Source organism: Aeromonas sp. 603607, from assembly GCF_049171595.1.
GTDB classification, from domain to species: Bacteria; Pseudomonadota; Gammaproteobacteria; order Enterobacterales; family Aeromonadaceae; genus Aeromonas; species Aeromonas veronii.
On sequence record NZ_JAAKOV010000005.1, the window covers coordinates 132,760 to 156,847 of the forward strand.

Annotated in this window: 28 protein-coding genes; 18 read left to right on the forward strand and 10 right to left on the reverse strand. The window is 57.6% G+C overall.

Annotated elements, in window-relative coordinates:
• Positions 1–2: 2 nt before the first annotated feature.
• Genes glnB through luxS form a run of 3 tightly spaced genes read left to right on the forward strand, consistent with a single transcriptional unit; the run spans position 3 to position 1,522 of the window.
• Positions 3–341: a nitrogen regulatory protein P-II gene (gene glnB / locus G5315_RS07200; protein WP_005308848.1), complete on the forward strand. Its 339-nt coding sequence runs from the start codon at positions 3–5 to the stop codon at positions 339–341.
• Between the two features lie 59 nt (positions 342–400).
• Positions 401–994: a hypothetical protein gene (locus G5315_RS07205; RefSeq protein WP_272502552.1), complete on the forward strand. Its 594-nt coding sequence runs from the start codon at positions 401–403 to the stop codon at positions 992–994.
• Positions 995–1,012: 18 nt separating this feature from the next.
• Positions 1,013–1,522 carry an S-ribosylhomocysteine lyase gene (luxS, locus tag G5315_RS07210; RefSeq protein ID WP_005340462.1) on the forward strand — a complete coding sequence of 170 codons (510 nt, stop codon included), beginning with the start codon at positions 1,013–1,015 and terminating at the stop codon, positions 1,520–1,522.
• 325 nt (positions 1,523–1,847) lie between these two features.
• Here the strand turns inward: luxS and G5315_RS07215 are convergent, their stop codons facing one another.
• Positions 1,848–2,480, reverse strand: a complete 633-nt coding sequence (locus G5315_RS07215) for a type II secretion system protein (RefSeq protein WP_421332810.1) — start codon at positions 2,478–2,480, stop codon at positions 1,848–1,850.
• Positions 2,481–2,521: 41 nt separating this feature from the next.
• Here G5315_RS07215 and G5315_RS07220 point away from each other — a divergent pair, with 41 nt between their 5' ends.
• The 7 genes from G5315_RS07220 (at position 2,522) to deoD (ending at position 9,743) form a co-directional block, all read left to right on the forward strand.
• Positions 2,522–3,295 (forward strand): TatD family hydrolase, encoded by a 774-nt coding sequence (locus G5315_RS07220; protein ID WP_421332811.1) that lies wholly within the window; start codon positions 2,522–2,524, stop codon positions 3,293–3,295.
• A 222-nt stretch (positions 3,296–3,517) separates the two neighbouring features.
• Positions 3,518–4,792 (forward strand): NupC/NupG family nucleoside CNT transporter, encoded by a 1,275-nt coding sequence (locus G5315_RS07225; RefSeq protein ID WP_019445565.1) that lies wholly within the window; start codon positions 3,518–3,520, stop codon positions 4,790–4,792.
• Positions 4,793–4,917: 125 nt separating this feature from the next.
• Positions 4,918–5,088, forward strand: a complete 171-nt coding sequence (locus G5315_RS07230) for a XapX domain-containing protein (RefSeq protein ID WP_005340467.1) — start codon at positions 4,918–4,920, stop codon at positions 5,086–5,088.
• Positions 5,089–5,512: 424 nt separating this feature from the next.
• Positions 5,513–6,286: a deoxyribose-phosphate aldolase gene (gene deoC / locus G5315_RS07235; protein WP_181223224.1), complete on the forward strand. Its 774-nt coding sequence runs from the start codon at positions 5,513–5,515 to the stop codon at positions 6,284–6,286.
• A 109-nt stretch (positions 6,287–6,395) separates the two neighbouring features.
• Positions 6,396–7,727 (forward strand): thymidine phosphorylase, encoded by a 1,332-nt coding sequence (gene deoA, locus G5315_RS07240; protein ID WP_005358033.1) that lies wholly within the window; start codon positions 6,396–6,398, stop codon positions 7,725–7,727.
• A gap of 14 nt (positions 7,728–7,741) precedes the next feature.
• Entirely contained in the window at positions 7,742–8,950 is a 1,209-nt protein-coding gene (locus G5315_RS07245) for a phosphopentomutase (RefSeq protein ID WP_139408470.1), read from the forward strand.
• A 76-nt stretch (positions 8,951–9,026) separates the two neighbouring features.
• A complete protein-coding gene (gene deoD, locus G5315_RS07250; RefSeq protein WP_040096807.1) occupies positions 9,027–9,743 on the forward strand; it encodes a purine-nucleoside phosphorylase in 717 nt (238 codons plus the stop codon).
• A gap of 60 nt (positions 9,744–9,803) precedes the next feature.
• Here the strand turns inward: deoD and G5315_RS07255 are convergent, their stop codons facing one another.
• Positions 9,804–10,439, reverse strand: coding sequence for an AhpA/YtjB family protein (locus G5315_RS07255; protein WP_266134757.1), 636 nt, complete (start codon positions 10,437–10,439; stop codon positions 9,804–9,806).
• Between the two features lie 119 nt (positions 10,440–10,558).
• Here G5315_RS07255 and serB point away from each other — a divergent pair, with 119 nt between their 5' ends.
• Together serB and G5315_RS07265 are read left to right on the forward strand one after the other, a co-directional pair.
• Entirely contained in the window at positions 10,559–11,569 is a 1,011-nt protein-coding gene (gene serB, locus G5315_RS07260; RefSeq protein ID WP_421332812.1) for a phosphoserine phosphatase SerB, read from the forward strand.
• Positions 11,570–11,597: 28 nt separating this feature from the next.
• Positions 11,598–12,503, forward strand: a complete 906-nt coding sequence (locus G5315_RS07265; RefSeq protein ID WP_421332813.1) for an alpha/beta fold hydrolase — start codon at positions 11,598–11,600, stop codon at positions 12,501–12,503.
• Between the two features lie 38 nt (positions 12,504–12,541).
• Here G5315_RS07265 and G5315_RS07270 read toward each other — a convergent pair whose 3' ends face one another.
• Entirely contained in the window at positions 12,542–14,923 is a 2,382-nt protein-coding gene (locus G5315_RS07270; RefSeq protein WP_421206094.1) for a PilZ domain-containing protein, read from the reverse strand.
• 100 nt (positions 14,924–15,023) lie between these two features.
• Here G5315_RS07270 and radA point away from each other — a divergent pair, with 100 nt between their 5' ends.
• On the forward strand, positions 15,024–16,391 hold the full coding sequence (gene radA, locus G5315_RS07275; protein ID WP_005341318.1) for a DNA repair protein RadA: 1,368 nt from the start codon (positions 15,024–15,026) through the stop codon (positions 16,389–16,391).
• An 81-nt stretch (positions 16,392–16,472) separates the two neighbouring features.
• On the opposite strand, the gene G5315_RS07280 is transcribed toward radA, so the two are convergent.
• Positions 16,473–16,853, reverse strand: coding sequence for a PilZ domain-containing protein (locus G5315_RS07280; protein ID WP_421332814.1), 381 nt, complete (start codon positions 16,851–16,853; stop codon positions 16,473–16,475).
• Positions 16,854–16,954: 101 nt separating this feature from the next.
• Positions 16,955–17,437 carry a sigma D regulator gene (gene rsd / locus G5315_RS07285; protein WP_216952872.1) on the reverse strand — a complete coding sequence of 161 codons (483 nt, stop codon included), beginning with the start codon at positions 17,435–17,437 and terminating at the stop codon, positions 16,955–16,957.
• A gap of 337 nt (positions 17,438–17,774) precedes the next feature.
• Between rsd and hupA the strand changes: the two genes are divergently transcribed.
• Positions 17,775–18,047: a nucleoid-associated protein HU-alpha gene (hupA, locus tag G5315_RS07290; RefSeq protein ID WP_005340484.1), complete on the forward strand. Its 273-nt coding sequence runs from the start codon at positions 17,775–17,777 to the stop codon at positions 18,045–18,047.
• 127 nt (positions 18,048–18,174) lie between these two features.
• Here the strand turns inward: hupA and G5315_RS07295 are convergent, their stop codons facing one another.
• The 3 genes from G5315_RS07295 to G5315_RS07305 form a co-directional block, all read right to left on the reverse strand.
• A complete protein-coding gene (locus tag G5315_RS07295; RefSeq protein WP_005358045.1) occupies positions 18,175–18,618 on the reverse strand; it encodes a PACE efflux transporter in 444 nt (147 codons plus the stop codon).
• 164 nt (positions 18,619–18,782) lie between these two features.
• Positions 18,783–19,640, reverse strand: a complete 858-nt coding sequence (locus G5315_RS07300; RefSeq protein WP_421332815.1) for a hypothetical protein — start codon at positions 19,638–19,640, stop codon at positions 18,783–18,785.
• 111 nt (positions 19,641–19,751) lie between these two features.
• Positions 19,752–20,975 carry an Nramp family divalent metal transporter gene (locus G5315_RS07305; protein WP_421332816.1) on the reverse strand — a complete coding sequence of 408 codons (1,224 nt, stop codon included), beginning with the start codon at positions 20,973–20,975 and terminating at the stop codon, positions 19,752–19,754.
• A 237-nt stretch (positions 20,976–21,212) separates the two neighbouring features.
• Between G5315_RS07305 and rpsF the strand changes: the two genes are divergently transcribed.
• The 4 genes from rpsF to G5315_RS07325 all read left to right on the forward strand — a co-directional run bounded on the left by rpsF (position 21,213) and on the right by G5315_RS07325 (position 23,201).
• Complete coding sequence (gene rpsF / locus G5315_RS07310) at positions 21,213–21,599, forward strand: 30S ribosomal protein S6 (protein WP_005308887.1); 387 nt, start codon at positions 21,213–21,215, stop codon at positions 21,597–21,599.
• A gap of 30 nt (positions 21,600–21,629) precedes the next feature.
• Positions 21,630–21,860, forward strand: coding sequence for a 30S ribosomal protein S18 (gene rpsR / locus G5315_RS07315; RefSeq protein WP_005308890.1), 231 nt, complete (start codon positions 21,630–21,632; stop codon positions 21,858–21,860).
• Between the two features lie 52 nt (positions 21,861–21,912).
• Positions 21,913–22,359: a 50S ribosomal protein L9 gene (gene rplI, locus G5315_RS07320; RefSeq protein WP_005340490.1), complete on the forward strand. Its 447-nt coding sequence runs from the start codon at positions 21,913–21,915 to the stop codon at positions 22,357–22,359.
• A gap of 101 nt (positions 22,360–22,460) precedes the next feature.
• The gene (locus G5315_RS07325) at positions 22,461–23,201 is read left to right on the forward strand and encodes a ferredoxin--NADP reductase (protein ID WP_201953778.1); all 741 of its coding nucleotides are present in this window, start codon (positions 22,461–22,463) and stop codon (positions 23,199–23,201) included.
• 50 nt (positions 23,202–23,251) lie between these two features.
• Here G5315_RS07325 and G5315_RS07330 read toward each other — a convergent pair whose 3' ends face one another.
• Entirely contained in the window at positions 23,252–23,602 is a 351-nt protein-coding gene (locus G5315_RS07330; RefSeq protein WP_042053367.1) for a hypothetical protein, read from the reverse strand.
• 19 nt (positions 23,603–23,621) lie between these two features.
• Positions 23,622–23,918 (reverse strand): hypothetical protein, encoded by a 297-nt coding sequence (locus G5315_RS07335; protein WP_139494910.1) that lies wholly within the window; start codon positions 23,916–23,918, stop codon positions 23,622–23,624.
• Between the last annotated feature and the right edge of the window lie 170 nt (positions 23,919–24,088).

Sequence of the window (24,088 nt, forward strand, 5' to 3'; positions counted from 1 at the left end):
CCATGAAGAAGATTGAAGCCATCATCAAACCGTTCAAGCTGGACGATGTGCGCGAGGCCCTGGCCGAGATCGGCATCAACGGTATGACCGTATCCGAAGTCAAAGGCTTCGGCCGCCAGAAGGGCCATACCGAGCTCTATCGCGGCGCCGAATATATGGTCGACTTCCTGCCGAAAGTGAAGGTGGAGCTGGTGGTGCAGGACGAGGATCTCGATGCCTGTCTGGAAGCGATCCAGAACACCGCCCGTACCGGCAAGATTGGTGATGGCAAGATCTTCGTCTGCGAGGTGGAGCGTGTCATTCGTATCCGTACCGGCGAAGAGAACGAAGACGCGATCTGACCTTGGCTATCTTTTTACCTGACCAGAGGCGTGAAGTGTGGTCTCATTTGATGGGGTGGATGCGCTTCGTGGTGGTCGCCAGCCTGTTGGCGGGCCTTACTGCTTGCAGTACCCGTCCACCGGCCCAGCCGGAGAATCTGTGCCAGATCTTTCGCGAGAAGCCTGACTGGCACAAGGCCGCGCTCAAGATGAACGAGAAGTGGGGGACGCCGATCCATGTGGTGATGGCCATGATGTATCAGGAGTCCTCGTACGTACATGATGCTCAGCCGCCGATGCAGTATTTCCTCTTCATCCCGACCGGGCGGGCCAGTTCGGCTTATGGTTATGCTCAGGTCAAAGATGAAACCTGGGCTGATTACCAGCGAGAAACCGGCAACAGCTGGAGTGACCGTGATGACTTTGCCGACGCCATCGATTTTATGGGTTGGTACACTAACAAAGCCCAGCGGCTCAATGGCACCTCCAAGTGGGATGCCTATGGCCAGTATCTCAATTATCACGAAGGGTGGGGTGGCTACCGGCGTGGCAGCTATCGCAGCAAGGGGTGGTTGATGAAGACCTCTCGCAAGGTGGAAGCTCGCGCCCAGCGCTACGGCGCCCAGTACCGTCAATGCAAGGATCAGCTCTCCCGTGGGGGCTGGTTCTGGTAACCAAATCAGGAGTCAGAAATGCCGTTATTGGACAGTTTTACCGTTGACCACACCCGTATGGAAGCGCCAGCGGTGCGTGTGGCCAAGACCATGCAGACCCCGAACAAGGACACCATTACCGTGTTCGACCTGCGTTTCTGCGTACCGAATCAGGAGATCCTCTCCGAGCGCGGTATCCATACGCTGGAGCACCTGTTCGCCGGTTTTATGCGTGATCACCTGAACGGCAACGGCGTGGAGATCATCGACATCTCTCCTATGGGTTGCCGTACCGGCTTCTACATGAGCCTGATCGGCGCGCCGGACGAAGCCCGTGTTGGCGCAGCTTGGCAGGCGGCCATGAGCGACGTGCTGACCGTGCAGGATCAGGCCAAGATCCCCGAGCTGAACGAGTATCAGTGCGGTACCTACAGCATGCACTCGCTGGAAGAGGCGCACGCCATCGCCCGTCATGTGCTGGAGCGCGGGATCGGCGTCAACCACAACGACGAGCTGGCTCTGCCGGAAGAGAAGCTGAAGAGCCTGTGAGGCTGATGAGCTGTCGCTCATCGGGTAACCTCTTCAGGGAATGTTAAAAGAGCCGGTCAGCCATGCTGACCGGCTCTTTTTTATTCCGCCTGATCGCGGTTATGGGGATGACTTGCTCCCCTTGCCAACTCTGATTAGGATGGTTTTTGACCTGAACCTGTTGGCGGAGGTGTGACGATGAAAGGGATATTGCTGCGTTGGCTGGCCCGTTACGATGCATGGTGCGAGGAGTGGGGGCTCACTCAGGAGAACCGGCGCTGCTGCACGCCGGTTCGTTATGATGATGATTCAAGCAAAGAGCGAGCTTGCGCAGAAGAGGCTGAGCTCAATCAAAATTGCGGGTCACGGCGCCGGTAACGCTGTTGTAGTCGAAGCCGAGGCCGTTTAGATAATCCGAGTTGATCTGGAAGCGGTTGATTGAGTCGCGCAGGATATAGCGGCAGTTAAGATGCTCTTCGCCATTCGCATCAATCGCTCCTGTGGAGACAACATCAGTTAAGTAATCCGCTTTACTATCAATCACCGGGCCAAAATTTACCGCTTCTACGCTGTAGTCGCTATCCATCATGTCTTCAAACAGAAAGCGGCAATCAGCTCCGCTGCTAACGGATATGTAATCGGACTGGCCTGTTATATACATTTCATCCAGTCCTTTTTGACCTTGGTCTTCATCAGAACCAACAGGCCAGCCATACATATTGATATCCATATTTTTCACGCCAAAGCTGCTCAGATTGTAGAGCGCGATCGCTTGTCCCTGAACTTTGACAACCCAGCCTGCATGAGCCAGCTGAACTGCACTGGCAAAGCTGCCAGCGGTCGCCGAGACCGTGCTTTTCAGGGCATCATCCTTGATATTGATAAAGCGGGGCAGGGCGGTGACGGCCAGGATCCCCAGCACTATGATCACCAGCACCAGTTCAATCAGGGTAAAGCCGTTGTTTCTGTTGTTCATCATGTTCAATGACCCATTAAATACCGCAAACAGGTGTGAGTGATATGCAGCTGATAGATACCCATTGCCATCTCGACTTTCCGGTGTTCGACCAGGACAGGGAGGCACTGCTGGCCCGTTGTCGGGCATTGGGGGTGACGGAGTATATCATTCCTGCCATCGCAGAGGATAACTGGACTCGTGTGATGGCACTGGCAGATCAGCATGACGGCCTCTTTTATGGTCTGGGCGTTCATCCCTGGTATGCCGGTGAGCAGCGGGAGGGGGTGATGGAGCGGCTGCGAACGCTGGTGCTGAGCCAGCCTGCCGGGCTGGTGGCCATTGGCGAGTGTGGGCTGGACCTCCGTTCTCACGTGCCGCAGGAGGGACAATTTGCGCTGTTTGAGGCTCAGATCCGGCTGGCTGCCGATGTCGGGCTTCCCCTGATGATCCACTCGGTGCGTGCCAATGACACTGTGGCCAAGCTGTTGCGCCGCTTCAAGCCGCCACGTGGCGGGGTGATCCATGCTTTCAGCGGTTCGTTGCAGCAGGCGGAGGCCTTCTGGCAACTGGGCTTTCGACTCGGGGTGGGCGGGGTGATCAGTTTTGAACGGGCGAGCAAGACGCGAGAGGTATTTCGGGCTATGCCGCTCAAGGCTTTGGTGCTGGAAACCGATTCGCCCGATATGCCCTTACAAGGTGAGCAAGGCACCCGGAATACCCCGGAAGCGCTGCCGAAAATAGCGGAAATATTGATGACCTTGCGGGATGAACCATCGGCAGATGTTGCCAAGGTGTTATTTGAAACTGCCCGACATATTTTCCATCACGACCAATAGCTATGAAACAAATTCGCAACACCTGATTTAGTTGTCAGGAAAAAAAATGAGCGTAAAAATCGTTTGCTGTCTAATTTTGTGACACTTGGACATTTTGATAACGATAAAATGTGACCAGCATTCTATTTTATCGGACTTTAATTAGTATAATGCGCTCCCCTTGATTAGTTGGATTTAATAACAACTCGCTAACAAGCTAGGTGCTACTAGAGGAAGATAATAATGAATTTGTTCATGGGTCTGGTAGGGATGGCGACGCTCGTCCTTATCGCGGTGCTGTTCTCCAGCAATCGCAAGGCAATCAACGTCCGTACCGTTGTCGGTGCGTTCGCAATTCAAGCCGGTCTGGGGGCGTTTGTTCTCTATGTTCCGGTTGGTCGCGATATCCTGGTCGGCGTGTCCGACGCGGTATCCAGCGTGATCAGCTACGGCCAGAACGGGATCGACTTCCTGTTTGGCGGTCTGGTCAGCAACAAGATGTTTGAAGTGTTCGGTGGCGGCGGCTTTGTCTTTGCCTTCCGTGTTCTGCCGGTCATCATCTTCTTCTCCTCCCTGATTGCAGTGCTCTACTACCTGGGCATCATGCAGATGGTCATCAAGTTGCTGGGCGGCGGTCTGCAGAAAGTACTGGGTACTTCCCGCACCGAATCCCTCTCTGCAACTGCCAACATCTTCGTCGGTCAGACCGAAGCGCCGCTGGTGGTTCGTCCCTACATCTCCAAGATGACTGACTCCGAGCTGTTCGCCGTCATGTGTGGTGGTCTGGCTTCCGTTGCCGGTTCCGTACTGGCCGGTTACGCCTCCATGGGCGTGAAGATGGAGTACCTGATTGCTGCCTCCTTCATGGCTGCACCGGGTGGTCTGCTGTTCGCCAAGCTGCTGGTTCCCGAGACCGAGACCCCGAACTACGACGAAAGCTCTGCCGATGCCGAGCTGGATGACAAGCCTGCCAACGTCATTGACGCTGCTGCTGCTGGCGCTTCTGCCGGTATGCAACTGGCCCTGAACGTCGGCGCCATGCTGCTGGCCTTCATCGGTCTGATCGCCATGATCAACGGCATCTTCTCCGGTGTGGGTGGCTGGTTCGGTTATCCGCAACTCTCTCTGGAACTGCTGCTGGGCTGGATCTTCTCCCCGCTGGCCTTCCTGATCGGTGTGCCTTGGAATGAAGCAGTGGTTGCTGGTTCCTTCATCGGTCAGAAGCTGGTAGTGAACGAGTTCGTGGCTTACCTGAACTTCGCTCCGTACCTGAAAGACGAAGTGCTGATCAACGGTGTGGCCATGTCCGATCACACCAAGGCGATCATCTCCTTCGCGCTGTGTGGTTTTGCCAACCTCTCCTCTGTTGCCATCCTGCTGGGTGGTCTGGGGTCCATGGCGCCGAACCGCCGCGGTACCATTGCACGCTTTGGTCTGAAAGCCGTACTGGCTGGCTCTCTGTCCAACCTGATGTCTGCCACTATCGCAGGCTTCTTCCTGGCACTGTCCGGCATGTAATCGCCGCCTGACTGACAGGGTATAAACACGAACGCCACGGCATCTGCCGTGGCGTTCGCGTATGGAGCGGTGACAACCGTTTTCCTATCTAAACTAATAATAAAATGAGTCAAATCGGAGGTTTTATGAATGAAGTGCTACTGGCGATGGTGGCCGGCTTTATAGTTGGTTTGTTGTTTTCTTTCCTCAAATTGCCGATCCCGGCGCCTCCCGTTTTGTCCGGGGTAATGGGGATCGTCGGGGTCTATCTGGGGGGATTGGCCTACTCCTGGATCCTGACCCGTTTCTTTTCGTAAGGCTTTTTTAGACCTGGATTTGCCAGATGTGAGGTACCTCTGAAATTGGCAAATCCGGCTTGCAAACAGGGGGTATCTCGGCTGAAATAGGCGTTGCCAGCAGGGTGCTGGCAATGACTAATACTCGATGAAATCGGGTGTTGGCGGTCAAATGGAATTGATTGGGAAGTCGGGTCAGATGTTGTCGGCCTTTCTCAAGTCTTCATGGAACCAAGTCCGCACTTTTGTAAGAAAGTGACAGGGCTCTTGCCTTATTTACAGTCGCAGTGCCTGCAGGGTGTTTTGAATAGCATCCCGATAGTGCCGGTGCCTTCGCACTGTAATTCCATTCCCGTATAGCTGGGGATTACTGCCTGTGCATCCATCGCTGGATGGTATGGTGGTGCCCGGTTATCTGGATTAAATCGAGACTTTGGAGAACAGAATGACTGATCTGAAAGTGGCCGCTCAGCGCGCCCTGAACCTGATGGACCTGACCACCTTGAACGATGACGACACCGATCAGAAGGTGATCGACCTGTGCCATAAGGCCAAGTCACCGGCTGGCCTGACTGCCGCCGTCTGCATCTACCCCCGTTTTATTCCTATCGCTCGCAAGACACTGCGTGAGATCGGCGCTGCCGACGTACGCATTGCGACCGTGACCAACTTCCCGCACGGCAACGACGACATCGAGATCGCCGTGGCCGAAACCCGTGCCGCTGTCGCCTACGGTGCTGATGAAGTGGACGTGGTGTTCCCGTATCGCGCCTTCATGGCCGGTAATGAACAGATCGGTTTTGATCTGGTCAAAGCCTGTAAAGAGGCCTGCGGTGCCAACGTGCTGCTGAAAGTGATCATCGAAACCGGCGAGCTGAAAGAAGAGGCGCTGATCCGTCGCGCTTCCGAAATCTGTATCGATGCCGGTGCCGACTTCATCAAGACCTCCACCGGCAAGGTGCCGGTCAATGCGACCCCAGAAGCGGCGCGGATCATGATGGAAGTGATCAAAGCCAAGAATCCGAAAGTCGGCTTCAAGCCAGCTGGTGGCGTGAAAGATGCCGCCGTGGCCGGTCAGTACCTGGCCATGGCCGAAGAGATCCTCGGCAAGGACTGGGTATCCGCCCGTACCTTCCGCTTTGGTGCATCCAGCCTGCTGGCCAGTCTGCTGGCCACTCTGGGGCATGGCGACAAGCCAGCCAACACCAGCGGTTACTAATAGGTTGATGAGAGGGCGGACGGCTGTCCGCCCTGTTAGCCCCCACCATGCGGTGTGCGGGCAAAGATTCAGGCTTGTGTAACGCCAGCAATGGCGGAGGGAATGAAAGATGTTTTTGCCTCAAGAAATTATTCGCAAGAAGCGCAACGGTGAAGCGCTCAGTACCCAAGAAATTCAATTCTTCGTTCAGGGCATTACCAACAACACCATCGGCGAGGGGCAGATTGCCGCCCTGGCGATGGCGGTCTACTTCAAAGACATGACCATGGATGAGCGGGTTGCCCTGACCTGCGCCATGCGCGACTCCGGCATGGTATTGACCTGGGATCACCTCAATCTGGGTGGCCCGATTGTCGACAAGCACTCTACCGGCGGTGTGGGTGACGTTGTCTCCCTGATGCTTGGCCCGATGGTGGCCGCTTGTGGCGGTTTCGTGCCGATGATCTCCGGCCGTGGCCTGGGCCACACCGGCGGTACCCTCGACAAGCTGGATGCCATTCCCGGCTACCAGACCTCGGTCGACAACGATCGTTTCCTGAAAGTGGTGAAAGAGGCGGGTGTCGCCATCATCGGCCAGACCGGCGATCTCGCCCCGGCTGACAAGCGTATCTATGCAGTACGTGACATCACTGCCACCGTTGAATCCATCGCGATGATAACCGGCTCCATCCTCTCCAAGAAGCTCGCCTCCGGGCTCGAAGCGCTGGTGATGGATGTGAAAGTGGGCTCCGGCGCCTTTATGCCGACCTTCGAAGCGTCCGAAGAGCTGGCCAAGAGCATTGTGGCCGTGGCCAACGGTGCCGGTTGCCGCACCTCTGCGCTCTTGACCGATATGAACCAGGTGCTGGCCTCCAGCGCCGGTAACGCGGTGGAAGTGCGTGAAGCGGTGCGCTACCTGACCGGTGAATACCGCAACCCGCGGATCCACGAAGTGACCATGGCGCTGTGCGCCGAGATGCTGATCTCCGCCGGTCTGGCCAGCGACGAGCGCGATGCCCGCACCAAGCTGCAGGCGGTGCTGGATAACGGCAAGGCGGCCGAGATCTTCGGTCGCATGGTGACAGGTCTCGGTGGCCCGGCCGATTTTATGGAGCGTTACGACGCTTACCTGCCCAAAGCCGCCATCGTGCGCCCGGTCTTCGCGGCCAACAGCGGTTTCGTGACCGCCATGGATACCCGCGAGCTGGGTCTGGCCGTGGTCGCCATGGGCGGGGGGCGCCGCGCTGCCGGTGACAAACTTGATTATGCGGTCGGTCTGACCGACTTTATCCGCCTGGGTCAAAGCGTCGATGCTGACAAGCCGATCGCGATGATCCACGCTCAGACTGAAGAGCAATATGCTCAGGCTGCCAGCATGGTGCAGGCGGCTGTCCGGATTGGTGGCGAGCGGCCGGAGGCACTGCCTGAAGTGTACCGCCGTATCACCCTGGCCGATTTGTAACAAGGGGAAGACCCATGAAACGTACCTTTATTCTGATGATGGACTCTTTCGGTATTGGCGCTGCTGCCGACGCCGACAAGTTCGGAGATGTGGGCGCCAACACCCTTGGCCATATCGCCAAGGCGTGTGCGGCAGGTGAAATTGAAGGCCGTGGCGCCCTCAATCTGCCCAACCTCAACAAGCTGGGTCTGGGCCATGCCTGCGAGCAGGCTTCCGGCTACTTCCCGGAAGGGCTGAAGAAAGATATCGAGGTGGTCGGTGCCTACGGCTTTGCGCAGGAGCTCTCCTCCGGCAAGGACACCCCGTCCGGTCACTGGGAGATCGCTGGTGTGCCTGTGCTGTTCGAGTGGGGCTACTTCAAGGATCACCACAACAGCTTCCCGCAGGAGCTGCTGGACGCCATCGTCGAGAAGGCCGGTCTGCCGGGTTATCTGGGCAACTGCCACGCCTCCGGTACCCAGGTGCTGGATGATCTGGGCGAAGAGCATATGCGCACCGGCAAGCCGATCCTCTACACCTCTGCCGACTCCGTGTTCCAGATTGCTTGCCATGAAGAGACCTACGGCCTCGAGAAGCTCTATGAGCTGTGCCACATAGTGCGCGAGCTGCTGGAGCCCTACAACATCGGCCGCGTGATTGCGCGTCCGTTCGTAGGTACTGGCAAGGGCAACTTCAAGCGTACCGGCAACCGCCACGACTACTCAGTGCTGCCGCCGGCGCCGACCGTGCTGGATTACATGAAAGATGCGGGTGGCCAGGTTGTCTCCATCGGCAAGATTGCCGACATCTATGCCCAGCAGGGCATCACCAAGCAGGTGAAAGGGACCGGTCTGACCGAGCTGTGGGATCGCACGCTGGAAGAGGTGAAAGCGGCCGGTGACAACACCATCGTCTTCACCAACTTCGTCGACTTCGACTCCTCCTACGGCCACCGCCGTGATGTTGCCGGTTATGCCGGTGCGCTGGAGTATTTCGATTCCCGCCTGCCGGAGCTGTTTGAGCTGCTGCAAGATGGCGACGTGGTGGTGCTGACTGCCGACCACGGCTGTGACCCGACCTGGGGTGGTACCGACCACACCCGCGAATACATTCCGGTGCTGTTCTTCGGCAAGCCGGTCAAGGCTGGCTCTGTCGGTCGTCGCGAGACCTTTGCCGATATCGGCCAGAGCATCGCGGCTTACCACGGCCTGCCGAAACTGGCGTACGGTACCAGCTTCCTGTAATTTACCTGCCCGCCACTTCGGCGGCGGGCAATTTATAAAACAATAAAACTCAACCTAGTGTGAAGGAATCAAGAGAATGGCAACTCCTCATATCAATGCGAAAGATGGCGCCTTTGCTGATACCGTGCTGATGCCGGGCGACCCCCTGCGCGCCAAGTACATCGCTGAAACTTTCCTGGAGAACGTCGAGCAGATCTGCGACGTGCGCAACATGTTCGGCTTTACCGGTACCTACAAGGGCCGTCGTATCTCCGTAATGGGCCACGGCATGGGTATCCCCTCCTGCTCCATCTACGCAAAAGAGCTGATCACCGATTACGGTGTGAAGACCCTGATCCGTGTGGGCTCCTGTGGTGCCGTGCGTGAAGACGTGAAACTGCGTGACGTGGTGATCGGTATGGGTGCCTGCACCGACTCCAAAGTAAACCGTCTGCGCTTCAAGGATCACGACTTCGCTGCCATCGCTGACTTCGACCTGGTTGCCAATGCCGTGCAGGCCGCCAAGAACAAGGGCGTTGCCGTGCGCGTCGGTAACATCTTCTCCGCCGACCTGTTCTACACCCCGGACCCCTCCATGTTCGACGTCATGGAAAAATACGGCATCCTGGGTGTCGAGATGGAAGCCGCTGGTATCTACGGCGTGGCCGCAGAGTACGGTGCCAAGGCGCTGACCATCTGCACCGTCTCCGACCATATCCGTACCGGTGAGCAGACCACCTCTGAAGAGCGTCAGCTGACCTTCAACGATATGATCGAAATCGCGCTGGATTCCGTCCTGTTGGGCGACAACTAATCCCGCAGCCTCTGGAACCATGCAAAAACGGCGACCTCTGGTCGCCGTTTCTTTATCCGTTTACTGCGCCGCATCATTGTTGGTTGGCGGCGGGGAGGGTGGAGGACTTCGTTTTTTGTGCTTGCGCACTCGCATATAGTTGCGACGAATGCCATAGGAGATAAGCAGACCTGCCAGCAGCGCAATCAGCAATATCAGCCGCTGTTTCTCCTGAATCGTTTTGAGTCTGGTGTCCTTGTCCGCCAGCATCTGCTGCTCTTCCAGGGTGATGCGCAGGTAGCCCAGTGTCTGATCGCCATCCAGGACCTCCTGTACGAACTGGATCCGCCCCTTGCCTTGTTCCGGCATCGATTTGTTATTGTCACCGATGGGTAGCAGGCTCTCCAGCGGTACGGCCTGTTCCGACTGGGCGAGGGGAATGCCGCGTCCATCATAGAGTGTGACATCGAGGATCTCCGGCTCGGTCGCCAGATCCCGGGCCAGCCGTTCCAGCTCACTGCTGTTCTCCTCCTTGAGCCAGCGCTTCATGTCGCGGGCAGCATAGGCGACCAGTGCCTGGGCGCGGTTGCGTGCTTCGGTGTGCAGCGCAGCCTGGCTCTCTCCCTGCATATGAAGGAGAACAACCAGTACCCAGCAGCCGAGCAGCAGGCCGGCTACCAGACTGAGTACACGTTTGATGGGAAGATGACGCTGCAAGCGCGAGACCTCATGCTGACAATGAGTGCCGGATCTTGGCGCTTGCCTGCGCAAAAAGCAATACGCTACTCTGGGTCAGCATTGTTAACCCCCTGATCACCAAGGAAGGCGTATCCCTTATGTTGTTGTCCCGGCTCCCCCCTCTGTTATCCGATTGGCCCGCGTTGTTGTCCGGCTCACCCTGTTGGCAGCTCAACGCCGATGCGTTGCAACCGACAGAGACCCCGCAGGCGGGCGGCTGGTTGGTACTGTTTGGCAAGGGGCTGGGCGCCTCCCATCTGACGCATCTGTCACCACTGTTGGCTGCGCAGGGGCTGGTGGCCACCCTCTATCCTCCCACCGAGGTGACGGAGGTGCCGCTGCTGCTGCTTGGCTGCGATCGCTTCTCTTCCGAGCTGGTGGCCGAGCTCAAGAGCGGTGAGTGGGAGATCGATCTCTGCCACCTGCCGGCACTACCCACCCTGAGCGAACCCGGCCTGTTGGTGATGGACATGGATTCCACCGCGATCCGCATCGAGTGCATCGACGAGATCGCGCGGCTGGCGGGGGTCGGCGATCAGGTGGCGGCGGTAACAGCTGCTGCCATGCAGGGCAAACTGGAGTTCTCCGACAGTCTGCGCAACCGGGTGGCCCTGCTGGCTGGGGCGCCGGTCACCATTCTCGACGAGGTGGCCGCCAACATGCCGTGGATGCCCGGCTTGCAACTGATGGTCGATACCCTCAAAGAGGCTGGCTGGAAGGTGGCCATCGCCTCCGGCGGTTTTACCCGTTTTGCCGGCGAGTTGCAGCAGGCGCTGGGGCTCGATGCCATCTTCGCCAACGAGCTGGCGGTGGAAGGGGGTCAGCTGACTGGCAAGGTGAGCGGGCGCATCGTTGATGCCAGCGTCAAGGCCGAGGTGTTACAGCAGCTTGCTCAGGAGTACGGCATTGCTGCCGCCCAGACCGTGGCCATCGGCGATGGTGCCAACGACCTCAAGATGATGGCGGTGGCGGGTCTTGGCATTGCCATTCACGCCAAGCCGCTGGTGCGGGCGCAGGCGGCGGCCACCCTCAATCATCACGATCTAGAGGGGGTGATCTGCCTGCTGGCGGCGCGGGCCTGCAGCGAGCAACGTTGGGACAAGCGCTGACAGTGTTTCAAGGAGGAAACCCATAAAAATGGAATTGTTGCAGCAGTCTCTGTTTATCCCCTGTGGTGGCCATCAATTGCATGTTCGCCATATCAAACCCCGGGTCGCCGTGCATGGCGAGCCGATCCTGATGGTGCACGGCGCCATCGAGAACGGCCGGATCTTCTATACCGAATCGGGCAAAGGGTTGGCCTGTTTTTTGGCCCGCCACGGCTATCAGGTCTATGTGGCTGATTTGCGGGGACGGGGGCTCAGCACTCCGGCCATCGCCGAGCAGGCGGAGCACGGCCAGCACGAGCTAATCACCGAGGACTTGCCCGCCCTGCATCGCTGGATTGCCGAGCGCCATCATGGCTTCAAGGTGCATTGGGTGGCCCACTCCTGGGGTGGCGTCATCATGGCCTCGACCCTGGTGCGCTTTCCCGAGCTGGCGGAGCAGGTGGCCAGTCTGCTGTTTTTTGGTACCAAACGCGGCGTGTCGGTGCACAATCCCGAGCGCTGGCTGAAGGTGGATCTGATCTGGAATCGGCTGGCCCCCTGGCTGGCTCGCCGCCGTGGTTTTCTGGCTGCTCGCACTCTGAAGATAGGTGCTGACGACGAGCCGCTGCGCTATCTGCAGGAGACCATCCCCTGGGTCAAGTGTGGCCCCTGGCGGGATCCTCACGACGGTTTTGCCTATGACGAGGGGGCGGCACGGGTCAACTGGCCGCCACTCTGGATGATCTCTGCCAGAGCCGACAAGGTATTGGGCCATCCGACCGATGTGCGCCGTTTCAGCGACGAGATAGGCTCGGCTGCTCGTCACACCCGCCTGGGGCGTGATAATGGCAACCGGCTTGACTATGACCACATCAATATGCTGACCGCCCCGCAGGCGCAGGAGGATCACTTTCCCCGGATCCTGGAATGGCTGCTCAATCCGCAGGCAGCATGACAAAAAACAGGGCACATAGTGCGCCCGTGTCGATGGGATCAGCGGGGCGGCTGCGTGATGCCGAACCGGAACAGAGTTGCCTGGGTGGTGTCGGTCAGCTCGCCAACCCCCACGACACTCCACAACTCCTCTTCCAGCCGCTTTGCCTTGTGAATGGCGAACTTGGCGATGTAGTCCAGCTCATTGGCAATGAAGTTGGTGTCGGGGCGTCCGGTGCGGGAGATGCCGACCAGCACCGAGTAGAATTCTCCCTGCTGCAGTGCCAGCTCGATGAACTGGCGCTTCTCTTTTAGGTTGCTAAAGCTGCTGGCGAGGCGGCTGGTGAAGATGGGGAGGCCCGCCTTGGTCTGGATGCTGGCAATATAGACCTCATCTTCACGCGGTTTGTCCTCCCGCTCGATGGCTCGCAACGGATTCATCAGCAGCTCCTTGAACAACTCCCCCTGAAACAGCGGATAGAGGTTCTCCTGCTCAGGTTGCTCGGCACAGGCGGTTAACAGTTGTTGCAGGCTGCGCGGAGTGAGTGACTTGCCGATGGCGGCTGGCTTGGGGGCACCCTTCAGTTTGTTGATATAGACCGGTGAGTTGAACAGGTGGTGGGTGTAAATATTGCGCAGGGCTCGCGCCAGTCCGCGATAACGGCGCTGCTCCTGCGCCGCCTTGAGCTTGTTCTGGTTGCTCTCGATCAGCAGGCTGAAGAACTGACGACCGGTATGACGATCGGAATCCCCGTCGATACAGAGGTGCAGCACGGTGCGAGTCATGTTGAGACTAACCAGCCGGTAGGAGAGATGCTGCAGATCCATGCTCTTGGATAACTCCTGCAGACGGGGCAGGGCGATGGTCACCACATCGTTTTTCTCGCCGATAAAGGCATCTTCCAGCTCGACCTGCAGGCCATGGGCAGAAATATCTCGGGTCCAGCCAAGCCATGACTTGCCATTGTGATGGATGGCAACGGCTGTTTTGTGGATATAGCGCAGCTCCTTGCGCAACTGGACATAGTGCAGGGATTCAATCTCGAAGGGGGCAACGCCCAGCTCGTGACCAAAACGTTGCAATTCATTGGCATTATTGCCCAGCTCGCCCTCCGGGCGGAACTCCTCCCGTTGGGACTCCAGACTGATCTCCTGCAGCAGGCCGCAATACCCAATCAGTTTGAGACGTTCGAGTAACAGAATATCCTGCAGTTGCGAATTTTCGACCCCCTGCAACTGCCCTACATCTGCCTCCAGCGATTCACACGCCTCCAGTGAAAACTTGTAGACACGCCAGCTGGGACGTCGGGAGCCCACCTGGAAGAAGAGGGCGGTGAGACCACTCTGGCGCAGCTCTTCAGCAGTGGCAGAGAAGAAATAGATATGGCTGCGTACCGTGTGGGTGAAGCAGTAGATGAGGGTTTCGGTCGTGGTGCCGGGAGCAGGGCAGAGGCGTTTCATCCGTTTTGCTGAGAAGAGTCCCGCCAGGGCATCGCGGTTTTTCTCGTCGCGCCAATACTCCAGCAGGTGCTGGTTGTTCTCGGTGCGCAGTGCTATCTCGAGTGAGGGACAGTCTCCTGTGCTGAAGAAGAGCGGCATGCCGGTCATCCGTGGCAGGTAGAACTGCTCATATCCCTTGATGATGGCGGCGGAGAGCAGATAGTCGACGCTGACCCGATAGCGGATCTTGTTGGCTTCGATAAAGTCGCTGAGGAAGGCATCGAAGGCGGGCTGCTCACCGGAGCGTACCAGCCTCAGCCAATACTTCCCTTCCTTGCTCTCTTCACCGAGGATCTGGTAACCGACCGGCTGATGCAGCACCGGATTGGGGTGATCCCGCTCCAGCCCGGTAAAGAAGACCTCGACCTGAGCGCCGGTCTGGTAATTGGGCAAATAGGGGACCGAGACTCTCATGCCGCCGAGGGAAAGATCGGAACTTTTGGCGAACAACTTCTCCCCGTCATGAAGTTTGATGAGCAAGGGCGAGCTAAAGTGCATCCGCTCTTGTCGTCGCCCGTAGTAACTGGCAAAGACGATGGTGTTGACGTCGTATTGCCGGAAGGGGCTGACAGGGGGTTGCAGCAGGCCATCCACCCGGGCGTGGTGATGGTTCTTTTGCCATTGTTGCAGCGCTTCGTAAACGCCAAGGGTATAGGCGTCACGGTAGAGATAGCACTGGGACTGAAACAGTCCGATGGCCTCGGCCGGCATAAAGTGGGTGATACCGTCGAACTCGTGCACCAGGCACTCGTCCTCCAGTTCATCGCGCATGTCGATAACCCTGCGGCAAGGGGAGCATTTGCGATTGAGCTCCATCTTGATCAGAAAACGGCCGTTACTGTTTTCGTCCTGGGTCAGACGGTTGAAGATCTCTTCGAAATCTTTCTCCCGCAGCAGGGGTACAAGTTGTTCAATCAGATGTTGTTGGTGTACTGAATCCATGTGTTCCTGCCACGGAAAGTCACTTTTCCGATTCTGGGTTTGATCTGTCGGTCGCAAACAAGTATATCAAGCAGGAATTCATCCTGTCCCCGAGTTATCAATGGCTAAAAATAAAACTGCTTATGTTTGTTCCGAATGTGGTGCCGACTTCACACGCTGGCAAGGTCAATGCAGCGAGTGCAAGGAGTGGAATACCATCACCGAGGTACGCCTTGGCTCCGTCACTCCCGCAGGCAAGAGTGCCCGTTACACCGGTTATGCCGGCGCGGTCGGCAGTCAGGTACAGACACTGGCAGAGATCGCCACCACCGAAATCCCCCGTTTTACTTCCGGTTTCAAGGAGTTGGATCGGGTGCTTGGTGGCGGTGTGGTGCCCGGCTCGGCGATTCTGATCGGTGGTAACCCGGGGGCGGGCAAGTCGACCCTGCTGCTGCAGACCATGTGTGGTCTGGCAGAGCGGATGAAAACTCTCTATGTCACCGGTGAGGAGTCGCTCCAGCAGGTGGCAATGCGGGCCAACCGCCTTGGTTTGCCTACCGACAAGCTACGGATGCTCTCCGAGACCAGCGTTGAGCAGATCTGCCTGATTGCCCAGCAGGAGCAGCCGCAGATCATGGTGATCGACTCCATTCAGGTGATGCATGTGGCGGATGTCCAATCTTCTCCCGGTTCGGTCTCACAGGTGCGTGAGGCAGCAGCGTTACTGACCCGTTACGCCAAGCAGAACCATGTGGCCATCTTCATGGTGGGTCATGTGACCAAGGATGGCAGTCTGGCTGGCCCCAAGGTACTGGAACACTGCATCGACTGCTCTGTGCTGCTTGACGGTGGCCATGACTCCCGTTTTCGGACTCTGCGCTCTCACAAGAACCGCTTCGGTGCGGTCAACGAGCTGGGGGTCTTTGCCATGACTGAACAGGGGATGCGCGAGGTGAGCAATCCCTCCGCCATCTTCCTCAGTCGGGGGCAGGAGCAGGCGCCCGGTTCCATCGTCATGGTGATCTGGGAGGGCACCCGGCCGCTGCTGGTGGAGTTGCAGGCGCTGGTGGATTACTCCCAGCTCTCCAACCCGCGTCGGGTAGCGGTGGGGATGGATCACAACCGGCTCGCCATGTTGCTGGCGGTGCTGCACCGTCACGGCGGGCTGCAGATGGCGGATCAGGATGTCTTCATCAACGTGGTTGGCGGGGTCAAGGTCGAGGAGACCAGTGCGGATCTGGCGCTGCTACTGGCGATGGTCTCCAGTTTCCGGGATCAGGCGCTGCCCAAGGATCTGGTGGTCTTTGGCGAAGTGGGTCTTTCCGGTGAAATTCGCCCGGTGCCGTCCGGCCAGGAGCGTTTGCAGGAGGCGGCCAAGCACGGTTTCCGCCGTGCCATCGTGCCGCACGCCAATGCCCCCAAGCATCCCATCGAAGGGATGGAAGTGGTGCCGGTCAAGAAGCTGTCTGAGGCACTCGAGGCGCTGTAATCCCTCAGCATTGCAATCGATACAACAGCACAACGGAAAAAGAGCGCCTCGGCGCTCTTTTTTATGGGCTGGAACCTGCCATCAGGGCTGGCTATGTTCCAGATGTTCGCTCAGCAGTTGTTCCAGCTCGCGGTGGAGCAGCTCTTCGTCACCGACGTTAAGCTCGATCATCCGCTTGAGGTGGGTGGCACTGTCGATGTCGATGTGGTGGCAGTAGAACCCCAGCTTCTTGCTGGCTTCATGGGTTAGCTCGACCTGCATCTTGATCTCGATGTCGCTGCCACTCAGGACAAAACTGAGCTGGTACTCCTGGTTGTCACGGCTCTCCCAATCATCCGGTCGGATTAACAGGGCGCCCTGCAGGGATATGTCGACAAGCTGAGTCTGCCACTTGTGCTCCCCCTGGGTGAGTTCGGCCGTGGTCAAATAGAGGATCCGTGCAAAACGGCGGCGCTCAGACATGCTCATCTCCTAGTTTGGAATCAGCTGGACACAGGGAATCATTGCTCTGAGTGTAATGCACCTTGGCTGCCAGTATCTTGAACTTGCTCCGAAAATAGCAATCAGGCTTGCTGGGCACTGAGGAACTCCACCACATGGAGTGCCTTGACCAGGCGATCTTCCTGTTTGAAGCGATCCTCCAGTACCGGGCCCAATTCGTTGAGGTCATCATCGAGCAGTAGCAGTTGGGCCTCGTCGGCATCACTGTATTTGTCGTTGAATTCGAGGGCAAACTCGGTAGTGGCACGAATATGGGGATAAATGCGCTTGGCCAGCTCCAGTGTTTCGCCGCTGGCTTGCTCGAAGGCGGTGACGACGTGGTGGTAGATCTCGAAATGGCCCGCGCTGACATAGTCGACTAGACGGTCGCAAAACTGATGCAGCTCTTCTGTTTTGGGCAGGCTGCGTTGCTTGGTCCGCGCCGGAGTAAGGCCTGCCAGCTGCATGTATCCAACCAGCAACGCTTGCCTTGCATCCAGCCAGTCGTCGATAGCTTTATGCTTGCCTGCCAGCGCCTGCTTGGTCTGTTCCAGTTTCGTCAACATAATCCCTATCCCTCCGTGGGGCAAAGGCTGGCCGATTGTTCGGTATTCCGAGCCGTTTGAGCAGTGACACAACCTATAACTAGGGAAAATCTGGGCAAGCGTCAATAGCCATGGGGGGATAATGTTAAGTGGCGAAGAAATAGTCAGCGGATTGTGTCTGCGTGCTAGCAGGTTTCAGGCCTGCTCACGGTTTTTCGCGTGTGGAATGTGACTATTTCCGCAGATCTTGATGAAAACCCCAGCGTTTGACGCGTTCGGCTCGATAAAGGCTTTGCCTGTGCGTTTTTTTTTGCATAGAGTGACCCAGCGCTAAATGCCCGATCATAAAGGAAATGTTATGAACAAAGCTCAACTTGTCGATGCGATTGCCGCCAAAGCAGATCTGAGCAAAGCTCAGGCCAAAGTGGCTCTGGAAGAGATCATCAATGGTATTACCCAGAGCTTGAAAGAAGGCGATGCTGTGCAACTGGTCGGTTTTGGCACCTTCAAGGTCACCCACCGCGCAGGCCGCACCGGTCGTAACCCGCAAACTGGTAAAGAGATCCAGATTGCTGCTGCCAACGTGCCTTCATTCGTGGCTGGCAAGGCTCTGAAAGACGCCGTCAAGTAAGTCCGAAAGTCTGTTTTGTCCAATGCCAGTCAGCTTGCTGACTGGCATTGTTTTTATGGGATTCTCCCATCCTTCCTATTAGTCCTTCCTGACTTTTCCTTCTGTCGGCCTCGTTGCGGCTGAGGCTTTATGCCGTTTGCGGGTTGGATGGCAGCGGCCAGATCCGCTCATAGGCCCAGGTAAAGACCATGATGTAGACGAGGTAGAAGGCGACGAAGCCGAGATCCAGCATCAGGGCGTCCCACACTCCCAAATCGAGCCAGAACATGACGCAGGGGAGGGAGAGCATCATAAAGCTCGCCTCATAGCCAAACGCGTGCAGGAAGCGGTCCAGTGGTCGCTTGTTGGTGCGTCCGCAAAGTTTGAGCAACCCCTTGTCGAACAACAGGTTCCAGCCGTAGGTCCAGGCAGTGGCGACGATGGAGAAGAAGATGGCCAGCGAACCGACCTCGGCGACGCCCTGACCGAACAGCTGGCTGATCAGCGGTGCGACCAGTGCCAGCCCGATGCCTTCGTAGAGAACCAGATAACGAAGTCGATCCGGGGTGGTGCGTAGTTGGGTACTACTCATGGGTGATGTGCCTCCTGTGGGAGGCGCATTCTAATCAGGGAGTGGTTAAAAGAGAAGCATCGGCCCGTCATGACTGGCGTTGAGAGGCATGATGATGCCCCCTCATTTGCGATACTTCTCTATTGCCAATTTGGGCGTTAGCCCTGAGTGGTCAAGTTTGCGACTCAGGCCTCGGTTGGCGTGACCCGGGTCAGCATGGCAAAGCCCTCTTCCACTTGAGTGAGCTGTACCTTGACCTCTCCCAACTCGGCGAGCGAGGCAACATGGGTGCCACCACAGGGAATGGTCACCTCCTGGCCTTCCAGCATGCAGTGCCAGTAACGGGAATCGATGATCGCCTCGCCAGCGCGGCTGCGGCGGATCTCGCCTCCGGCTGCGATCCAGTCGGCCAGCTGCTGGTTGGCCTTCTCTTCAATCAGCGCCAGATCTGCCAGCAGCGCCTCGCTGTTGACCCCTTTCTTGCGCAGGCTCTTGCCGATGCGGTACTGCTCCCGCGATCCACAAGGCTCGACCCGAGAGCTTTGAATAGCCAGGCGGTCGAAGTCGGGCTGGCCCAGTGTATCACGCTCGCTTACCTCCTTGCGCCAGTAGGGGACGAGAGCCCGGTTGAGGGCTAGTGCCGCCAGATGGCAGCCGCTATGGCCAAGGCTCAGGGCGTGGCGGGCAGCGCTATCTACTTGCAATTCGACCTGGCTGCCAACGGCCAGCGCGTGGTCACCGGTCATTGGATGGACCACCACGAAACGCCACCCTTCAGCCCCCCGTTTTACCGGAATCGCAGTATCGACAAACAGCTTGCCATCCGGGCTGATTGCCCCCATCCGGCAGGGGCCAATGGCGGCTTCGCCCCCTTCCCAGCGAGCATGGCCCACATCCCCCGGCTGATCGGGCCAGAGGTGGCTCTGGGGATGAAAGGGGGTGAGGTCGGTGACCAGCAGTGTGGTGTCGCCACGCTGGCAGCAGACCACGCTGGCTTGCTCCTGATGATGGCCCAGCACGAAGCTGACTCGGGTATGTTCCATGGCAAGGCTCCCGCAACGATAAATGAGAAAAGAAAGCGGCAGCATACGCCAAAGTGCGAAGAGGCTCATTAACCAGAGTTAATGAGCCCCTCTTCTCGGTTTGACGGTTCGCTAGATCATGGCAACCAGCAGATAGGCGTTGAGCCCGATCACCAACGCAACGATAAGGCGGCCGATGGCTTGTGTGACCGGATGGTTGCGATGTTGCCCCATCAGTGCCCGATCGCCGGTCAGCATCAACAGCGGGATCAGGGCCAGCGCAATGCCAAAGCTCAGGATCACCTGACTCAACACCAGAATTTCGGTGGTGTTGAGCCCCATGGCGATCACCACGAAGGCGGGAGCCATGGTGATGGCGCGACGCAGCCAGAGCGGGATGGTAAAGCGCACGAAGCCCTGCATCACCACTTGCCCGGCTAGGGTGCCCACCACGGTAGAGCTGATGCCGGAGGCGACCAGCGAGAGGCCAAACAGGGTGGCCGCAGCCTGACCCAGCAGCGGGGTGAGGGTCTGATAGGCGGATTCCAGCTCTGCTACCTGCTGGTGGCCCGAGCTGTGGAACGCGGCGGCCGCCATCGCCATCATCGCCAGATTGACGAAGCCGGCGATGGTCATGGCAATCGCCACATCGACCCGGGTGGTGTGCAGCCGCTGGCTGACCGAGCCCTGATCCTGCGTGTGCTGGGTCAGTGCCGAGTGCAGATAGATAACGTGGGGCATCACGGTGGCACCGAGCACACCGGCGGCCAGATAGACGGCATCGCTGTTGGGCAGACCGGGGAAGAGGGCGCCCTCCAGCAGGCTGGGCAGATGGGGGCGGGAGAAGATCAGCTCGACGATGTAGGCCGCCGCGACAAACAGCAACAGGCCACCGACCACGAACTCCAGCGGTTTCTGGCCACGGGATTGCAACATCAGGATCCCCCAGGTCACCACAGCGGTGATACAGGCTCCTTCAAGCAAGGTCACGCCAAGCAGCAGCTTGAAGCCGACGGCGGCGCCGATAAATTCGGCCAGATCGGTGGCCATGGCGATGATTTCTGCCTGCACCCAGTAGGCCCAGACCGCCGGTTTCGGCAGTCGGTCGCGGATGTGCTCCGCTAGATTCTTGCCGGTGACGATACCGAGTTTGGCCGAGAGGGTTTGCACCAGCATGGCCATCAAGTTGGCCCATACCACTACCCAGAGCAACTGGTAGCCAAAGGTAGAGCCCGCCTGAATATTGGTGGCGAAGTTGCCCGGGTCGATATAGCCGATGGCGGCGATAAAGGCAGGCCCGAGCAGGGTCCGTTTGAATTTGCGGGCTGGAATCGTAGTCGTCAGTGCGGGTTGCATGGCATAACCCTCCATAAGGATATGGAGAGAGAATAGATCTAAATGATAATCGTTATCAATTGTTGTTTTTGATGGTTTCCATCGGGAAAAACATTTAAGGCAGTCAGTTGCAGTGAGGGATGTGATTTCGTACAATACGCCGCCCTAGAAAAGCAGCGACTAAACACCTTTATGTTCCTTGCCTCCGAGGTCTGGCTGCACCTGGGCGGAGGCTGAATTAATCCGTAAGGAGCTAAAATGCGTCATTACGAAATCGTCTTCATGGTTCATCCGGACCAGAGCGAGCAAGTTCCCGGCATGATCGAGCGTTACACCGGCGCCATCACCACCTCCGGTGGTACCATTCATCGCCTGGAAGATTGGGGCCGTCGTCAGCTGGCTTACCCGATCGACAAACTGCACAAAGCCCACTACGTTCTAATGAACGTAGAAGCAGAGCAAGCCGTTATCGATGAGCTGGAAACCAACTTCCGCTTCAACGATGCCGTTATCCGCAACATGATCATGCGCACCAAGCACGCCGTGACTGAAGTTTCTCCGATGGCCAAGGCCAAAGAAGAGCGCTTCACCCGTCGTGACGACGAGCGCCGCGAAGAAGCTACTGAAGCTGCTTCCGAAGAGTAATTCTGGATCACTGACTAGAGGATAAAGGCCATGGCACGTTATTTCCGTCGTCGTAAGTTCTGCCGCTTCACCGCCGAGAACGTTACCGAGATCGACTACAAAGATATCGTTACTCTGAAAAACTACATCACTGAATCTGGCAAGATCGTACCGAGCCGTATCACCGGTACCCGCGCCAAGTATCAGCGTCAGCTGGCACGCGCCATCAAGCGTGCTCGTTACCTGGCTCTGCTGCCGTACACCGATCTGCACAACAAGTAAGAATCGGCCCGGCACTTAAGCCTAACTCAACGAAATTTATAGAGGAAAGGTAATGCAAGTTATCCTGCTCGACAAAATCGCCAAACTGGGCGGTCTGGGTGACCAAGTTTCCGTGAAATCTGGTTATGCCCGTAACTACCTGATCCCGCAAGGCAAAGCTGTTATGGCCACCAAAGCCAACATCGAAGCTTTCGGTGCTCGTCGCGCTGAGCTGGAAGCCAAACTGGCTGCCAACAAAGCTGCTGCTGAAGAGCGTGCTGCCAAGCTGGCCGAACTGGCTACCGTGGTTATCGCTTCCAAGTCTGGCGACGAAGGCAAGCTGTTCGGTTCCATCGGTACCCGTGACGTGGCTGAAGCCATCACTGCTGCCGGCGTAGCCGTTGCCAAGAGCGAAGTCCGCATGGGCAACGTTCTGCGTAACACCGGTGACTACGAAGTTGCTGTTCAGCTGCACGCTGACGTTAAAGCAACCGTACAGATCCAGGTTGTTGCCCTGTAATAGCGATTCGCTTTTGCAGAAAAAACCCGCGCTCTTGCGCGGGTTTTTTATTTTCCGGCCCGGGGGTAGAGTGAAGGTCTGTTCCACTGGAGGAGATCATTATGGCTTGGGTAGAAGGTCGCGTCATCGAACGCATCGAATGGACACCCACCCTGTTCTCCCTGCGGGTAGCGGCCGAGCTGGTCCCCTACAAGGCAGGCCAATTCACCAAGCTGGCCCTCGAGCAGGGCGATCGCCGCATTCAGCGCGCCTACTCCTTCGTCAATCCCCCCTCTGCGCCATACCACGAGTTCTATCTGGTCGAGATCCCGAGCGGTGAGCTGACTCCGTCCCTTGGCTTGCTGCAAGCGGGCGATACATTGCTGGTGCAATCCCAGGCCACCGGCTTCCTGACGCTGGATGAGGTGCCCGCCGGGCGCGATCTCTGGCTGCTCTCGACTGGCACTGCCATCGGCCCCTTCCTCTCCATGTTGGCAGATGGGGAAGCCTTCAACCGTTTCGAGAATCTGGTGCTGGTGCACGGGGTGCGCAAAGGCGAAGAGCTGAGCTATCAGGATTTGATCGCCAGCTTTGCCGAGCAATATGGCGAGCGTTTTTGCTATGTCCCCTTTGTCAGCCGCGAGCCTTGGCCCGATGCAATGGCAGGGCGGATCCCGGCGGCTATCGCCAATGGTCAGCTGCAGGCTAGAGTGGGGTTGGAGTTCTCACCCGAGCTGAGCCAAGTGCTGATCTGCGGCAATCCGGAGATGGTGAAAGAGACCCAGCAAACCTTGCTGGCGCTGGGGTTGGCCAAGAATCTGCGGCGGGCACCGGGCAATATCAGTGCGGAGAATTATTGGTAAAACAATCAGCACAGGGGCGCCAGGCCCCTGCTGGATAAGGAAAGGGGGGGTCAGTTTTTCTTGCCGTTACCCTTGTTTTTATCCTTCTGTTTGTCGTGACCCTGTCCCGGGTTATTGCCGCTGTGGATGCTGCGGTTGTAGTGATCCCGGTACTTGCCATCCATCTTGTCGCAGTTGAGTTTGATCCGGCTGTCGCCAATGCCAAGATCCAGACAGTTGTCTTGCCACCAGTCGTACTCCTTGTCATCCCAGTCGAGATTGATCTTGATGTCATCACCGGAGATCTTGATGCCATCGCTATTTTTGCTTGGCGGTGCCGCAACCGCGATGCCGTGCGCCATGAGCAGGGAAAGCAGCAGGGCGCCGCGTCGGATAACGGGGTTGTGTTTAGCTTGGGTCATCGCAAGGGTACTCCTGTTGTTACTGGTCGCTCTGCGAGTTGGCAGGGACCTGGTTGGTTTTCGGTGGCTGGTTGCGATTCTCTTCATCTTCCAGATTGAATTTGACCGCCTTGCAGTCGACGGTGGAGGTCTCCCCGATATCCAGAGTGAGGCAGTCGTTCTGGGTCCAGCCGAACTGTTTGTCATCCCAGTCCAGATTGAATTTAAGCTCATCGACGGAAAATTCGGTGCCACCGCTCTCTGGATATTGCTGTGTCGCAGCGGCGCCGCCGGTAACCAGAAGAAGGGAGAGTAGCAAGGTGGTCGTACTGTTCATGATGGCCTCGGATAATTGCAACGGTGGATGAGTGTACGGATCTGGGCTGAACCCGGGCGGAATCGCACCTCATCTCACCACATGATCAAGTCAGGGAGGAATTGTATCGCTTTTCTGCTGCCGATTTGTCCGTTTTGGTCGCACTCTGGGCAGCTGGTTGCCAATCTGAA

Excerpts from the sequence above, each read along its gene's own strand:
- luxS (WP_005340462.1), top strand. The coding sequence starts at position 1,013 with ATGCCGTTATTGGACAGTTTTACCGTTGACCACACCCGTATGGAAGCG.
- G5315_RS07305 (WP_421332816.1), bottom strand. The coding sequence starts at position 20,975 with ATGCAACCCGCACTGACGACTACGATTCCAGCCCGCAAATTCAAACGG.
- G5315_RS07335 (WP_139494910.1), bottom strand. The coding sequence starts at position 23,918 with ATGAACAGTACGACCACCTTGCTACTCTCCCTTCTTCTGGTTACCGGC.
- G5315_RS07300 (WP_421332815.1), bottom strand. The coding sequence starts at position 19,640 with ATGGAACATACCCGAGTCAGCTTCGTGCTGGGCCATCATCAGGAGCAA.
- G5315_RS07220 (WP_421332811.1), top strand. The coding sequence starts at position 2,522 with ATGCAGCTGATAGATACCCATTGCCATCTCGACTTTCCGGTGTTCGAC.
- G5315_RS07270 (WP_421206094.1), bottom strand. The coding sequence starts at position 14,923 with ATGGATTCAGTACACCAACAACATCTGATTGAACAACTTGTACCCCTG.
- glnB (WP_005308848.1), top strand. The coding sequence starts at position 3 with ATGAAGAAGATTGAAGCCATCATCAAACCGTTCAAGCTGGACGATGTG.
- G5315_RS07205 (WP_272502552.1), top strand. The coding sequence starts at position 401 with ATGCGCTTCGTGGTGGTCGCCAGCCTGTTGGCGGGCCTTACTGCTTGC.
- rpsR (WP_005308890.1), top strand. The coding sequence starts at position 21,630 with ATGGCACGTTATTTCCGTCGTCGTAAGTTCTGCCGCTTCACCGCCGAG.
- G5315_RS07230 (WP_005340467.1), top strand. The coding sequence starts at position 4,918 with ATGAATGAAGTGCTACTGGCGATGGTGGCCGGCTTTATAGTTGGTTTG.
- G5315_RS07215 (WP_421332810.1), bottom strand. The coding sequence starts at position 2,480 with ATGATGAACAACAGAAACAACGGCTTTACCCTGATTGAACTGGTGCTG.
- hupA (WP_005340484.1), top strand. The coding sequence starts at position 17,775 with ATGAACAAAGCTCAACTTGTCGATGCGATTGCCGCCAAAGCAGATCTG.
- deoC (WP_181223224.1), top strand. The coding sequence starts at position 5,513 with ATGACTGATCTGAAAGTGGCCGCTCAGCGCGCCCTGAACCTGATGGAC.
- G5315_RS07295 (WP_005358045.1), bottom strand. The coding sequence starts at position 18,618 with ATGAGTAGTACCCAACTACGCACCACCCCGGATCGACTTCGTTATCTG.
- deoD (WP_040096807.1), top strand. The coding sequence starts at position 9,027 with ATGGCAACTCCTCATATCAATGCGAAAGATGGCGCCTTTGCTGATACC.
- deoA (WP_005358033.1), top strand. The coding sequence starts at position 6,396 with ATGTTTTTGCCTCAAGAAATTATTCGCAAGAAGCGCAACGGTGAAGCG.
- G5315_RS07225 (WP_019445565.1), top strand. The coding sequence starts at position 3,518 with ATGAATTTGTTCATGGGTCTGGTAGGGATGGCGACGCTCGTCCTTATC.
- rplI (WP_005340490.1), top strand. The coding sequence starts at position 21,913 with ATGCAAGTTATCCTGCTCGACAAAATCGCCAAACTGGGCGGTCTGGGT.
- G5315_RS07280 (WP_421332814.1), bottom strand. The coding sequence starts at position 16,853 with ATGTCTGAGCGCCGCCGTTTTGCACGGATCCTCTATTTGACCACGGCC.
- G5315_RS07265 (WP_421332813.1), top strand. The coding sequence starts at position 11,598 with ATGGAATTGTTGCAGCAGTCTCTGTTTATCCCCTGTGGTGGCCATCAA.
- G5315_RS07325 (WP_201953778.1), top strand. The coding sequence starts at position 22,461 with ATGGCTTGGGTAGAAGGTCGCGTCATCGAACGCATCGAATGGACACCC.
- rsd (WP_216952872.1), bottom strand. The coding sequence starts at position 17,437 with ATGTTGACGAAACTGGAACAGACCAAGCAGGCGCTGGCAGGCAAGCAT.
- G5315_RS07245 (WP_139408470.1), top strand. The coding sequence starts at position 7,742 with ATGAAACGTACCTTTATTCTGATGATGGACTCTTTCGGTATTGGCGCT.
- serB (WP_421332812.1), top strand. The coding sequence starts at position 10,559 with ATGTTGTTGTCCCGGCTCCCCCCTCTGTTATCCGATTGGCCCGCGTTG.
- rpsF (WP_005308887.1), top strand. The coding sequence starts at position 21,213 with ATGCGTCATTACGAAATCGTCTTCATGGTTCATCCGGACCAGAGCGAG.
- radA (WP_005341318.1), top strand. The coding sequence starts at position 15,024 with ATGGCTAAAAATAAAACTGCTTATGTTTGTTCCGAATGTGGTGCCGAC.
- G5315_RS07330 (WP_042053367.1), bottom strand. The coding sequence starts at position 23,602 with ATGACCCAAGCTAAACACAACCCCGTTATCCGACGCGGCGCCCTGCTG.